Source organism: Ochrobactrum sp. Marseille-Q0166 (genome assembly GCF_014397025.1).
Lineage (GTDB): Bacteria > Pseudomonadota > Alphaproteobacteria > Rhizobiales > Rhizobiaceae > Brucella.
The window spans coordinates 1,214,971-1,226,960 of record NZ_JACJUO010000001.1 but is presented as its reverse complement, the minus strand read 5'-3'; the positions used below and the strand labels follow the sequence as shown (position 1 = coordinate 1,226,960).

Below are 11,990 nucleotides of genomic sequence, written 5' to 3'. Positions count from 1 at the left end.
ACACTATTGTCCAAATCGTCAAGTCGTCCTATGTTAGGAATATGAAACCTACTGACATGCTAGAGAATGCCGTTTTGGCAGACAGACGCCCCCTCCTTTCAGAAGGGGTAAACGTCACATCTGTAAAATCAGGTTTGAAGCCGGGTCAATGCATGAAGCGCGACTTCATTCTTTGCGCCGCTACACGCGTGTTTTATCGGGATGGATTTCAGGGCGCGAGCATTGATCTGATTGCAACCGAGGCAGGCGTTTCACGCCAAACGATTTACAATCATTATCGGGACAAGGAAGCACTCCTCGCGGCAGTTGTAGACGATGCCTTTGAGAGAATGTCGTCCAGTCTTTTTGCAGTGCTCGCGACATTTCCTCAGTCTGGCGAAAAACTAGAAGAGAACCTGATCGCCTTCTCCATCCGGATGAGTCGTAACTGCGTGCATGACTCAGCTACGGTGTTCTTGCGCAAACTATTCCAGTCCGATGAAGATGCTCTGCCCCTTCAAGGCAATATTTGTAGCAATAAAGGCCCTGCACAGGCAGTTCCAGCCATAGCCGCCCATCTGGCGCGACTTGCACTGGCTGGTGATCTTGTGATTGAAGACCCCGATCTTGCCGCACGGCATTACCTCGCTCTCATTAATGCGGATATTCACTATCACCTGCTGACAGGCCAGGCGGTAGACGATTCCATTATTGAGAAAAGCGCAATCAACGGTGTGCGGACATTCTTGATGGCTTTTGGGTCACGCATTTAAACATTTCAGTTCATATCCGGATGTGCTTTTCTCCTGATATATTTAGATTCGCCATAGAACAAACTTGACATCAACCGGCGAATCCGTGGGATAAGCAATCTATGGTTCAGGATCTCATCCGTTACGATATTCTCGCTCAGGAAGCCCTCCGCGGTGTCATTCGCAAGGTTCTTGCAGAAGTGGCAGCGACTGGCTTGCCCGGTAATCATCACTTCTTTATCACGTTCCTCACGGGAGCGCCCGGTGTGCGCATTTCATCTCGGCTCAAGGAGAAATATCCTGAGCAGATGACAGTCGTGCTGCAGCATCAATACTGGGATATGGTGGTCACCGATCAGCAGTTTGAAATTGGCTTATCATTCGGCGATGTCCCGGAAAAGCTGACGATTCCATTCTCTGCCATTCGTGGATTCTACGATCCATCCGTGAATTTTGAACTTGAATTCGACGTCTCGGTTGTTCAGCCAACAAGCGATAATGACGAAGGCGACAACCTCTCTTCTATCGAACCGATATCGTCCGACGATACATCTGAGAAGACGAAATCTAAATCCAAGTCGCGCAAGCCGGCCGCTGATAAAGGTGATGCCGCAGCAACCGATCAATCAGCTTCTGAGGATGATACTGAAGCCAAGCCATCAGCAGATGTGGTTTCACTGGATTCTTTCCGAAAAAAATAATCAGCGTTTTATTGAAAATACCAAACACCGGCTGGATTATCTGCCGGTGTTTTTTTACCAATTTCACTATCCTTGACTTCGATCAAGGCATCCACACAATTGCTCTGAAAAACTGAAATCAACGTCAACGCATCAGGACAGGCTTCACAATGCTGCGTATTATTGCTCAAGTGGTTCTATGGTTCAGCGGCATTATCGCCGGCTTCTTTGTTGCAAAAGACACTCCGAACTTCCCCCTATGGCAAATGACTTTCGGGCTGCTTCTGCTCGTGATAATCTCACTGATCATATGGTGGGTGACCAACCCAAGATCACCCGACAAGTAAGCTACAGTCCCAACAATGGCAGGCATCCATGAGCGAGATTATCAATCTTCGCCAGTTCAAAAAGAACAAGGCGCGTGTCGTCAGGGAAGAACAAGCGGAACAGAATCGTAATCTGTTTGGGCGGACAAAAGCTGAAAAAAACTTCGCAAAAAAAGAAGAAGCCGAGGCGAAAAACTTCCTCAAAAACAATAGGCTTGAACCTGTCGATAAGCCGGAAAAGCAAGAGTGAACCGCTCCGCTAAACTCAAAAAGCGTTCTGTCAGCATCCGTGGTCATGCCACGAGTTATACGCTTGAAGACCCGTTCTTCGAAGTGCTTGAGGAAATTGCAAGAACACGGAGTGCCTCGGTCTCATCGCTCGTGGCAGAGATCGACGGACAACGCGAACGCAGCACAAACCTGTCTTCCGCCCTTAGGCTCTACATACTTGACTGGCTGAAATCCAGAATTCAGCATCAAGGCTGAGAGTTTGGTGGCATATCCGGTGCCTGCTCGAGAGCTTTCAAAAACTCATTAAGCGATTGTCCACCCTGCCCGTTCAGTTGCACAGGCGGGTTGCCCGTTGCTTCTGGCTTCTGTGCTTCCAAGGCATTTCTGGCGGCCTGTTCACGAGCCGCAGCCTCCGCCTTCCGGCGGACTTCTTCCTCAATTCGCAAACGCTCACGCTCTCTGGCATCCGACGCCAGCAAGTCCAACTCACGTCTGAGGCGTTGCTTTTCCATAATACTGGCTTGCATTGCCTCGACACGCTCCTGCTCACGCTCCAATGCACGCTGCGTCAGAAATTGAACCAATGGCTGACGATCAAACTGAACTGCAGGATCATCATAGGTTCCACCAATCGTATAGCGAAGGCTTGCTGTATCTTTAGGGTGCGCATCTCCACTCTCGCCAAACGCGAAACTACCCTCTCCGCCCAGCCCCAGCGTCGAAAGATTAAGCTGCACATCACCGTTCAATGTAACATTACCTGAACTGAAACTTACAGGGGCAAGTCTCACAATACCGCCAGCAATCGTGAAATCGAAACGAGGGTTACCCGCTGTGAATTGTCCGTGTCCAATGGCTTTATCTGCAAGTGCACCGAAAGCCTTCGCATCAAGTCGTGTAGCACCAGAAGGCTGATCACCCAGGTTTTCAGCCGCTGCCAGCATGGACGGAAAGGCCGCCTGATCAAAACCATTAATTACAAAATTCTCAATATCCACGCTGCCTGAGCCGGCAAGCGAGGCAACGAGTTCAGAGACATTTGAACCGCTGCCATTCAGCGTTAAAGCGGCTTTTACTGTGCCAGCAAACGGGCTACCGCCCCCTTTCTGACGATAAAAATCTTCTAACTGCGCACCATTCCATTTAAGGTCAGAAGAAAGCAGCGCTGCCTTGTCATTATTCCGCAAGGCGACATTGCCAACCAGATAACCTCCCGCCCAGTTCCCTGTCAGTTCATTCAGTTTCAACTCGTCTATGCTTTTTTGCAACCGCGTAGAAAAGTCCGTGACAGTTCCAAAACCATCCATATGTGCCTGCGTCGCAGTCAACTTCACATCTAGGAGCAATGGTAACGACGGGCGCGTCGCAAAAGGCCCTTTTGGCCAGATAGAATCCTTGCGCGGTGCGGATGGCTCAAGTGCATCCTGGCCAAGCATCATGGCGGCAAGGCTACCAAGTTCGATCGAAGCCACTTTTGCTTCGCCCTTGATTTGTGGAAGGCCACTGTCGGAAAAATTCGCTTCAATGCGAGCCACAATGTCATCGCCGCCGAGCTTACCTGTCAAATTTGGAAAGCGAAGCAACCCTTTCGCAAACTGAAAATCACTGGAAAGATCGGCAGAAAGCCCTTCACCAAATCCGGAAAGTGTATATCCGGCTGTTGCAATAAAGGGTTGCAGATCAGCAGACTTCACGTGAGCCTTTCCGCTCGCAGCTATATCTCCCCCAACCATCGACAAGATACCATCGGCAACCGCTGTGCCATCAGGTGCTGTCAGTCGCAATTGCGTTCGCATACCCGCACTTGGTGCACCCTGCATAGTAAGATCAGCCGTCAATTCACCAGTAAGTCCAAGCGGCAGCGCCGGAACACCCAACAATGCAAGGATAGCCTCGCCATTCGTCGAGGTCGCAGTTCCATTGAGCTGCATCTGCATCGGATCATTGTCAGCACTACCTCCACTGGCCGTTCCGGAAAGGTCGAGCTTCATGCCGCCAGCGGTTCCCGTCACGCTGAATGACGCTTCACCCCCCTTTGCCGGTTTCTTGGCAGGTATTTCTTTTGCACGTGAGCCTTTGGCGCTTCCTGCAACAGGCACAGTGGCATTAGCGTCGCTGGAAGGAGCCACAGCATTGGCAATAATATTGATCTCCGTATCCTCAAACAGACCCGAATAATTATCAGCACGGGCCGAAAGCGAACGGACAAATGGAACTTGTGGATGGCGATGTGCAACCAGCATTAAAAAATTTGACAGATCGGAAGAGAGCAGAGTTGCATCAAGCTTGCCCGAAGGTGTTGGCGCGAAAGGCTCGTAAGATCCCGTTGCAGTCAGTGTAGCGCCCGCCACATCGTTGATCATCAATCGATCAAAATCAAACCGGCCATCGTGAATCCGGACAGCAAGATCAACACTTTCAGCTTCCATATCCTCATACTGAACCGGCCCGGCTCTAAAGCCAATATCAAGCGCTTGCCCATCAAGCGATGCAAAGCTATCCCCACCCGCGAAAAAGCCAACAAATGCCTGTAATGCATTGCTATCAACCGAGCCACCCTGCAGCCGCAGCGTGATCGCCGGTTCAGCCGGGCCTGCCACCTGCCGCAGGAATGTTCCTTTCAGCGTTGTCTGTCCAATTCCAATTTCAAGGTCGTCAATGCTCTGCATACCCTCACGCAAATTGACCTTGCCTGAAAAACCTACACTATCGAGCTTGCGAATGGATTCATCGACAGTTTCACTTAGCCATGCCGAAAGCCCCGAAGGTTGACGGGAAGCCACCAGCATATCGCCTTCAAAACCGAAATCGCGCCCGACCGAAAGTCGCCCCTTAGCCTCAATTTTTGTGCGTCCCGGAAGATCGGCTTCAAACTGGCGGATATTCCAGCCATTGCCATCAGGCTCCGCACTGATCGTGACCGAACGAATTGTTGTACCACCAGCAATCACCGCCGGCAGACGCAAATCCACATTGCCTGGCATTCCGGGTATCGGCAATTGCTCGAGCATACGGCGCAACGTTGCGAGACGCGCGCCTTCAGGAACAGACACCGGTTTCTGATCCTGTGCCGTTTCGGCGGAACCCCAGAAAATCTGCTGACCGTCAGCACTGATTTCAAAATGCGGTGTATCGCCGTAATTGATCAATGCTTTGCCGTTCACCACATAAGGGTTAGCAGCAGGCCCCTGTTCCATGCGAAATTCACTCGCATCGAAACGGCTCTTATTCGCATCGAATTTACCGCTAACGCGAAGATCACTGAAAAATGGCTTCTCGATAGGAGCTTTCTGGTTCTGGGCCGCCGACCCCATCGCGTCAGAAGAGCGTAGCGAGAAATTCCCGGCGTAATTCAACCGGCCATCATCAAGCGTGATATCACCATCAGTTTCAAACGTTGCAGGTACGGCTTCAGGCGAAATACGTGCGCGCAGGCGCAATGAACCATCTGGCTTTGCCTCGCCGCTGTTGAGATCAAGAGCAAGCTTTTGCCCCTCAATAACAAGCGCGCCACTAGCATTCCAGGGACCAGCAAGACTGTTGGCCGACAGTACAGCATTAATCGCAGTCGCCTCATGTGAACGACCGCTGGCTCTGTCCACCAGTGTCGCCTTGCCATCTGTGATCGAAAGACGTTCTACCTTGATCTTCGCTGGATCAAGCGGTGTCGAGGGACGAATTGCCCAATCAACCTTGCCATCCTTATCAAGCGAAATAGTTGCCTGCGGACGTTCCACGCGCATATCGAAAATCAGCAACTGACCACGCAGAAACGGCATCAGTTCTGCATCCATCGAGAAGGTATCGACTGTCATTACCGGATGGTCGTTATCCGCCCCCACTCGCACGTCCGAGAAAGCCACCGACGGAAACGGCAGCAGGCGCGCACTGACATCACCTGTGACATGAACGGGGCGGCCAAGAATCTGGCTCGCTTCGCGTTCGAACTCGGCACGATAGCCGCTCCAGTCGACAAACGGCGGCACGACGAGCGCTGCAGTCAAAAGCAGCACCAGCAATCCACCCACGATGACGAATATGCGGCCCAAACCAAGCTCCGATAGAATGCTTAATGCTCGCCGCATGAAACAAAGGGTGAATCACGCGGTCTTTATCGGTGCAACATAACGGCATCGTTCCGGCGATAACAAGGCAAATTGCCTTTCGCCCAAGCGATTCACGGCTGATTCATGGGTGATATTGAATCTCCTTATCAAAAAGACGATTCAAAATGCTAATTTGAATCAGGAAATCAGGATTTTTCCGGGGTTCATAATGTTGTCCGGATCGATCGCTTTCTTGATTATTCGCATATAATCAGTCGCCTCACCAAGCTCCATCGCAAGATATTTCATCTTGCCTTGTCCGATGCCATGCTCACCCGTACAGGTGCCTTCCATGGCAATTGCCCGCCGGACCAGACGATCCATGAAATCTTCCGCACGCTCCATCTCCGATGCATCATCGGTATCGAGCAGAAGCAGTAAATGGAAGTTGCCATCACCAACATGGCCAACGATGGGCGCAATCAGCGCGCTTTCAGCCAGATCTTTTTCAGTCTCCGCAATACAGTCGGCAAGCCGCGAAATCGGCACGCAGACATCAGTTGAGACACCTTTGGCGCCCGTGCGCAGAAGGAAGGACGCAAGATAAGCATCATGCCGCGCACGCCAGAGCCGGTCCCGTTCTTCCGGATCATTGGTCCAGCGGAATTCTCCCCCACCATTTTCAGCAGCAATCTCGCCAAAAATTTCGGCCTGTTCGGCAACGCCGGTTTCCGTGCCGTGGAACTCGACAAACAAATATGGCTGCGCCACATAGGGAAGCTTTGAATGCAGGATCAGCGCTTCCATCTGGAGCTTGTTGACAAGCTCGATGCGCGCAACCGGAACGCCCATCTGGATGGTTTCAATCACCGCGCGGCAGGCCGATTCAACATCCGGGAACGGACAGATCCCGCCCGATACAGCCTGCGGAATCCCCTGAAGCTTCAGGGTTAGCTCGGTTATGATACCGAGCGTCCCTTCCGAGCCGATCAGAAGTCGTGTCAGATCGTAACCTGCAGCTGTCTTCTTCACGCGTTTGGATGTTTCAATCAGGCGACCATCCGGCATTACGGCTTTGAGGGCCAGCACATTTTCGCGCATGGTGCCATAGCGCACCGCATTCGTGCCTGACGCACGCGTCGAGGCCATGCCGCCAAGTGTCGCGTTCGCACCCGGATCAATCGGGAAGAAAAGCCCGGTATCGCGCAGATATTCGTTGAGTTCGCGACGTGTCACCCCCGGCTCAATGACACAATCCAGGTCTTCCGCATGAACGGCCAGAACGCGGTTCATCTGCGTGAGATCAATCGATACACCGCCCGCGGGCGCATTCACCTGACCTTCAAGCGAGGAACCGGCCCCAAACGCGATGACCGGAACCTTATGCTCGGCACAGATGCGGACGACATCCTGCACGTCCTGCGTATTATGCGCAAAAATGACAATGTCGGGGGCCTGCGTCGGCACATAGGTTGTGGTGTGGCCATGCTGATCACGGATTGCCTGCCCCGTCTGGGCACGCTCACCAAAACGCTGTTTCAGGATTGCAACTGCAGTAGCAATACCCTGCTCATTACGCTGAAGGGCAACCACATTCTGAAGCGACATTGTTCATTCTCCGTATTTCAAATTATGCAGCGGTCAAAGCCAGCGCGATGGGATCCTGCCCCAGATGTTCAGCAATGGCACGCACAACCAGATTGTGATCCTCCCGTTGAGGAAGACCGGAAACAATTGCCGTTCCAATTACGCCTGCACCCGCAACATTGATCGGGAAACCACCGCCTGCGAGAGCATAATCGGCAACATCAAGCGCCTTATGGGCCGCAAACATTTTGTCGTCGCGGTTCTGTTCGAGAACAAGCCGATAGCTCGACGCGTGAAACCGGCGCACGACATTGAATTTGCGACGCAGCCATTCGCTGTTGTCCATAGTGGTTCCGGCGGTAGATGCAAAGAACAGACGGCGATCCCAAAGCGATATATCAATGGCAACTGAAAGCTTCTGCTTCACCGCGAGATCACGGATGCGCTGGCCAAGAGAAAATGCATCATTTTCGTTAAAAGACGTGAAGATCAACGCCTGTTCCTGCCGGATAATCTGCTTGATATCATCGCTCTGCGCCATGATCCATTTTCTCCCCAAGACTATTATTCTGTTCTTTTGCGCCCTCATTCACATGATTGCAACCGTTGAACCGCGCCACCAACTTGATTGATCAGACACAAGCGGCTAGTGGAATTGCATGGCTCAGAACACCAATATTGATGTACCCGTAAAAAGCGACCACATACCGCAATTTGTGGAAACCGCAGTTTTCAAACGCGACGTGTTTTCCGAAACACGTGCTGGCTATTTTGTCGGCGATACCGATACACGAATTATACGTCGCGTGGTGAGCGCAGCACCTTGGTGGTCAAAGCCGCTGGCGTGGATTCTGGCGCGGCGTGAAATCCGTGGCCTGAAAAAAGTTCGCGGTATCGAAGGTGTTCCACAGCTTCTTTATACTGACCGCGACGGCCTGTATCGTTCATGGACAGAAGGCACACCGCTGCATCTTGCGCGGCCTTCCGATCCCAAATGGTATCGCACGGCCCACCGCATTCTGCGCGATATGCGCCGCATGGGCGTTACGCATAACGATCTTGCCAAACCGCAGAACTGGCTGATGACACCGGAAGGAGAAGCCGCCGTTATCGACTTCCAGCTGGCAAGCGTGCATCGTCGTCGTGGTGCCTTCTATCGCCTGCTGGCCTATGAAGACTTCCGCCATCTCATCAAGCAGAAGCGCGCTTTTGCGCCAGACCTGATGACGCCAACAGAAAAGCGCATTCTGGCGCGTCGTTCGTTGCCTTCGCGCATCTGGCTTGCGACCGGAAAAAAGGTCTATAACTTCATAACCCGCGGCATTTTCAATTGGTCAGATGGTGAAGGCACGGGCGACCGTATCGACAATGAAGGCCCAACCATCATGGCAGCCCTCAAGTCTGATCCGCGCGTCAAAGACGTGGCACTTGCACTATACTCGCTGCCTGCGAAAGGCGTTGGCCTTTATGCTTTCGTTGAAACACTCGATGCGGACGAAAAAAGCTTGCGCACACGCCTCAAGGGGCAGAAACTTGAACTCATACAGCCCGTTGTGCATCTGCCGCGACGTGATGACGGCACGATCCGTGACGATATCCTTCGTCTGATCGCCATGAACCAGATGACAGAGCTTGACGATCTACTGAGCCGCGAACCGGAAATGCGCAGTTTGGTTGAAAGCCTCGCTTCGCAACGCCTCAATTTCACGGACCGTCGCGTCACGCAGCTTGAGTAATTTCACGCTTTCGCTGGTTTTTGATCCGCGAATCACTACATTCGGTAGCAATGTCTGATTTTCCCGATGATATGCCGTTTTTCGGCGACGACACACCGGCTGACCGCGCGCCTGCGGCAGGTGGAATTGCCGCACGCGCCATGGCAGCGCGTAATCAACAACGTGGCGAACCCGATTATCTATTGGGGCTGAACCCTGAACAGCGTCAAGCCGTTCTGACCACGGAAGGTCCGGTTCTTGTTCTCGCCGGTGCAGGCACGGGCAAGACCCGCGTTCTTACCACCCGTATTGCGCATATTTTGACAACCGGCCGCGCCTATCCGAGCCAAATTCTCGCAGTGACCTTTACCAACAAGGCCGCCCGCGAAATGAAGGAGCGTATCGGCCATCTGGTTGGCGGCGCAGTTGAAGGTATGCCCTGGCTCGGAACGTTCCACTCCATCGGGGTGAAATTGCTGCGTAAACACGCTGAGTTGGTAAACCTCACGTCTGACTTCACCATTCTGGATACGGATGATGTAATCCGGCTGATCAAGCAACTTATTCAGGCCGAAGGTCTGGATGACAAGCGCTGGCCTGCCCGTACATTCGCCAACATGATTGACGGCTGGAAGAACAAGGCCTTTGGTCCTGCCGATATTCCGGAAGGCGATGCGCGTTCATTTGGCAACGGCAAAGGCCGTGAACTTTATCACGCCTATCAGGAACGCTTGCGCACGCTCAACGCCTGTGACTTCGGCGATCTGCTGCTGCATCCGATCCGCATCTTCCGCAATCATCCGGATATTCTGCGCGAGTATCACGCCAAATTCCGTTACATTCTGGTCGACGAGTATCAGGATACGAACACCGCACAATATTTGTGGCTACGCCTTCTGGCTCAGAGACCGAAGACAAAAACAGCACCAGCAACAACACAAACCGACAATGCACCTCTACAGCCCGCTAGGGCGTCCGATCCAATGCGAGGCCCTCGCGGAGCCGGTGAGCAAAGCGAACTCGGCGCGAGCGAAAATAGAGTTAACTTGTGTTGTGTAGGCGATGACGATCAGTCGATTTACGGCTGGCGCGGTGCAGAAGTGGATAACATCCTCCGCTTTGAGAAGGATTTTCCGGGTGCGGTCGTCATCAAGCTTGAGCGGAACTATCGCTCGACGGCGCATATTCTCGGTACTGCAGCACATCTGATTGCGCATAATGAAGGTCGCCTTGGCAAAACGCTTTTCACTGAAGCGCCAAACCCAGATGATCCAAAAGTCAAAATCCACGCTGCATGGGATTCAGAAGAAGAAGCCCGCGCCGTTGGCGAGGCAATTGAACAGGCGCAGCGTCAGGGACATTTGCTCAACAATATGGCGATCCTCGTGCGCGCATCCTTCCAGATGCGTGAGTTCGAAGATCGTTTCGTAACGCTCGGCCTCAATTACCGCGTCATCGGTGGTCCACGCTTCTATGAACGTCTCGAAATCCGCGATGCCATGGCCTATCTGCGCGTTGTTGCACAACCAGCCGACGATCTGGCACTTGAGCGCATCATCAACACGCCGAAGCGTGGGCTTGGTGAAGCGGCCATCCGTCAGGTGCATGATTATGCCCGCGCACGCGATATTTCGATGTTTGCTGCGGCCTGCGATCTCGTTGAAACCGAAGAACTGAAGCCAAAGCCGCGTTCGGCACTGCGCGAAGTGGTCGACAACTTCCGTCGCTGGCAGTCACTCCTCGACAACACGCCACACACAGAACTCGCCGAAACCATTCTCGACGAGTCGGGCTATACAGCCATGTGGCAGAATGACAAATCGGCAGAAGCGCCGGGCCGTCTCGAAAACCTCAAGGAACTTATCCGCTCCATGGAGGAATATGAGAGCCTGCGCGGCTTCCTTGAGCACGTTGCGCTCGTCATGGATGCCGAGAAAAATGAGGATATGGATGCCGTCAACATCATGACGCTCCATTCCGCAAAGGGTCTGGAATTTGAAACTGTCTTCCTGCCCGGCTGGGAAGAAGGTCTGTTCCCGCATCAGCGTGCGCTGGATGAAGGCGGACGCTCGGGTCTGGAAGAAGAACGCCGCCTCGCTTATGTCGGCGTGACGCGCGCCAAAAAGAACCTCCATATCTGGTTCGTCTCCAATCGCCGCATCCATGGCATGTGGCAATCGACCATTCCGTCTCGCTTTCTGGAAGAACTTCCCGAGACGCATATCGAAGTTGCTGAAATGGAGGGCAATTACGGCGGGTACGGCAATAGCGGCTATGGGCAGTCCCGCTTCGACAAGGCAGATCCTTTCCAGAACTCCTATTCGACGCCGGGTTGGCAGCGGGCCCAGCAGAACCGTTCGGATGCCACGCGCAACAATTGGGGCTCGCGCTCCGGTGCCAATGTTGAACGCATTGGCTATGGCGAAACGGATTCAGGCTTTGGTGCTGGTCGTGGTTCCATCAAGGGACGCACGATTGACGGTGAACTGGTTGCAAAATCGGTTGCTGACAAACCATCAGACTTCTTCGTCGGCGACCGTGTTTTCCATATCAAGTTCGGCAATGGAACCATCGCGTCGATCGATGGAAACAAGCTGACCATCGACTTCGACAAGGCCGGACAAAAGCGCGTTCTCGACAGCTTCGTTCAGCGCGCATAGATCATGAAAACTAA

Annotated in this window: 9 protein-coding genes; 6 read left to right on the top strand and 3 right to left on the bottom strand. The window is 52.9% G+C overall.

The annotated features are described in order from the left end of the window. The first annotated feature begins 41 nt into the window (after positions 1 to 41). From H5024_RS05810 to H5024_RS05795, 4 genes are all read left to right on the top strand, one after another. A complete protein-coding gene (locus H5024_RS05810; RefSeq protein ID WP_187544442.1) occupies positions 42 to 752 on the top strand; it encodes a TetR/AcrR family transcriptional regulator in 711 nt (236 codons plus the stop codon). A 101-nt stretch (positions 753 to 853) separates the two neighbouring features. Beyond that, complete coding sequence (locus tag H5024_RS05805) at positions 854 to 1,432, top strand: SspB family protein (protein WP_187544441.1); 579 nt, start codon at positions 854 to 856, stop codon at positions 1,430 to 1,432. 354 nt (positions 1,433 to 1,786) lie between these two features. Further along, positions 1,787 to 1,987 (top strand): DUF4169 family protein, encoded by a 201-nt coding sequence (locus tag H5024_RS05800; RefSeq protein ID WP_187544440.1) that lies wholly within the window; start codon positions 1,787 to 1,789, stop codon positions 1,985 to 1,987. Further along, positions 1,984 to 2,223, top strand: coding sequence for a ribbon-helix-helix domain-containing protein (locus H5024_RS05795; RefSeq protein WP_187544439.1), 240 nt, complete (start codon positions 1,984 to 1,986; stop codon positions 2,221 to 2,223). Before H5024_RS05800 ends, H5024_RS05795 begins: the two co-directional genes overlap by 4 nt. On the opposite strand, the gene H5024_RS05790 is transcribed toward H5024_RS05795, so the two are convergent. The 3 genes from H5024_RS05790 to H5024_RS05780 all read right to left on the bottom strand — a co-directional run bounded on the left by H5024_RS05790 (position 2,214) and on the right by H5024_RS05780 (position 8,142). Beyond that, entirely contained in the window at positions 2,214 to 6,017 is a 3,804-nt protein-coding gene (locus H5024_RS05790) for an AsmA family protein (protein WP_187544438.1), read from the bottom strand. The two genes, H5024_RS05795 and H5024_RS05790, sit on opposite strands and share 10 nt — an antisense overlap. Positions 6,018 to 6,212: 195 nt before the next feature. Further along, a complete protein-coding gene (locus tag H5024_RS05785; protein ID WP_187544437.1) occupies positions 6,213 to 7,622 on the bottom strand; it encodes an FAD-linked oxidase C-terminal domain-containing protein in 1,410 nt (469 codons plus the stop codon). Positions 7,623 to 7,644: 22 nt separating this feature from the next. Beyond that, positions 7,645 to 8,142 carry a heme-degrading domain-containing protein gene (locus tag H5024_RS05780; RefSeq protein WP_187544436.1) on the bottom strand — a complete coding sequence of 166 codons (498 nt, stop codon included), beginning with the start codon at positions 8,140 to 8,142 and terminating at the stop codon, positions 7,645 to 7,647. Positions 8,143 to 8,260: 118 nt separating this feature from the next. Here H5024_RS05780 and H5024_RS05775 point away from each other — a divergent pair, with 118 nt between their 5' ends. Further along, positions 8,261 to 9,337 carry a serine/threonine protein kinase gene (locus H5024_RS05775; protein WP_187544435.1) on the top strand — a complete coding sequence of 359 codons (1,077 nt, stop codon included), beginning with the start codon at positions 8,261 to 8,263 and terminating at the stop codon, positions 9,335 to 9,337. Between the two features lie 50 nt (positions 9,338 to 9,387). Then, complete coding sequence (locus tag H5024_RS05770) at positions 9,388 to 11,976, top strand: UvrD-helicase domain-containing protein (protein WP_187544434.1); 2,589 nt, start codon at positions 9,388 to 9,390, stop codon at positions 11,974 to 11,976. Positions 11,977 to 11,990: the final 14 nt, after the last annotated feature.

Bases quoted from the DNA above. Each gene is read 5' to 3' on its own strand.
- H5024_RS05810 (WP_187544442.1), top strand. From the start codon at position 42: ATGAAACCTACTGACATGCTAGAGAATGCCGTTTTGGCAGACAGACGC.
- H5024_RS05805 (WP_187544441.1), top strand. From the start codon at position 854: ATGGTTCAGGATCTCATCCGTTACGATATTCTCGCTCAGGAAGCCCTC.
- H5024_RS05800 (WP_187544440.1), top strand. From the start codon at position 1,787: ATGAGCGAGATTATCAATCTTCGCCAGTTCAAAAAGAACAAGGCGCGT.
- H5024_RS05785 (WP_187544437.1), bottom strand. From the start codon at position 7,622: ATGTCGCTTCAGAATGTGGTTGCCCTTCAGCGTAATGAGCAGGGTATT.
- H5024_RS05780 (WP_187544436.1), bottom strand. From the start codon at position 8,142: ATGGCGCAGAGCGATGATATCAAGCAGATTATCCGGCAGGAACAGGCG.
- H5024_RS05775 (WP_187544435.1), top strand. From the start codon at position 8,261: ATGGCTCAGAACACCAATATTGATGTACCCGTAAAAAGCGACCACATA.
- H5024_RS05770 (WP_187544434.1), top strand. From the start codon at position 9,388: ATGTCTGATTTTCCCGATGATATGCCGTTTTTCGGCGACGACACACCG.